Source organism: Peptoniphilus indolicus ATCC 29427 (assembly GCF_000227315.1).
Lineage (GTDB): Bacteria > Bacillota > Clostridia > Tissierellales > Peptoniphilaceae > Peptoniphilus > Peptoniphilus indolicus.
Genome location: NZ_JH165120.1, coordinates 1 through 1224 on the forward strand (window position 1 = coordinate 1; position 1224 = coordinate 1224).

General features: G+C 27.1%; 2 protein-coding genes. Both read right to left on the reverse strand.

All coding sequences use genetic code 11. The features are described 5' to 3' along the window. Positions 1-55: 55 nt before the first annotated feature. On the reverse strand, positions 56-805 hold the full coding sequence (gene istB / locus HMPREF9129_RS10225; RefSeq protein ID WP_004823537.1) for an IS21-like element helper ATPase IstB: 750 nt from the start codon (positions 803-805) through the stop codon (positions 56-58). Further along, on the reverse strand, positions 795-1224 hold a 430-nt coding region (locus tag HMPREF9129_RS11820), incomplete at its 5' end, for a Mu transposase domain-containing protein (protein ID WP_040553282.1). The genes istB and HMPREF9129_RS11820, both read right to left, overlap by 11 nt.

Here is a 1224-nt window from a genome sequence, read left to right on the forward strand (position 1 = left end):
TGTAAATGTCAATATAAGAATGTACATTTTTGCTCAAATAATAATGTACATTTTCTTATTCCTCCTTTTCAAAAATATGGTCTTTTAATCTATATGATGCTCCTGTTATTGAGATGACTGTTGAATGATGTAATAGTCTATCTACTATTGCTTGGGCTATTTTTTCATCATAAAATAGTTCTCCCCATTCTGAAAAGTTTAAGTTACTTGTTATAATTGTACTTTTTGTTTCATACCTTTTATCTATTAGTTGAAATAGCATTCTTTCGTCTCCGTGGTTTAGGGGAAGGTACCCTAGTTCGTCTATTATCAGTAGCTTATATTTTGTGTAATGTTTGATTCTATTGTCTAATCTATTTTCTAGTTTGGCTCTTTTTAGATTGTCTATTAAGTCGTTACATTTGATAAAGTAGGTGCTTATTCTTTTTCTTGCGGCTTCTATTCCTATGGATGTTGCTAAATGAGTTTTACCTACTCCGCTATTTCCTAATATTATTATGTTTTCATTTTTTTCTATGAAACTTAATCCACATAGCATTTTTATTTGATTTTCGTTTATGTTTTCATTGAAGTTAAAATCAAAGTTTTTTAGGGTTTTTATGCTTGGAAAGTTTGCTACTTTTACCATTTGATTTGCTGCTACTATTTTCTTGTTATCTACTTCATAATCTGTTAATCTTAAAAGCCCATCTATTAGTGATATATTTGGATCTTTAAGTTCATTTTCTAAATGTATTATTACCTGCTTTAAATTTAGATATTTTAGGTTGGTTATTAGTCTTTCATAGTTTGTGCTATATTCCATATATTTCTCCAATCTTTTTTAAATTTTCTTTTGCAATTTCTTTTATTGCTACTGAATCTTTGTTTTTTAATGTATTGGATAATATTTCTTCGTAGTCTTCTAAATGATAATTTAATTTTTTATGGCTTATTTTATGAATTGTTACTAATTTTGTGTTATCATAGACGTACAATTTATTATCTAATACTTGTAAGTTTAATGGCTTATTTTCATATTCAGTTGGGACTGAGTATTGATTCTTCTTGTATGTTATCATAGAGGATTTGTTTACTCTTACTTGTGTTAGCTTTATTTTGTAGAGATTTCTTATTTGCTTACTTGGTAGTGGCTTTAAGAAGTCTTTTTCTTTTTCTAAAAGTTTAATTGGTATTTGACCTGTTCCTTGATGAATATCTAAGTTTACTCGGTTATTAATTTTT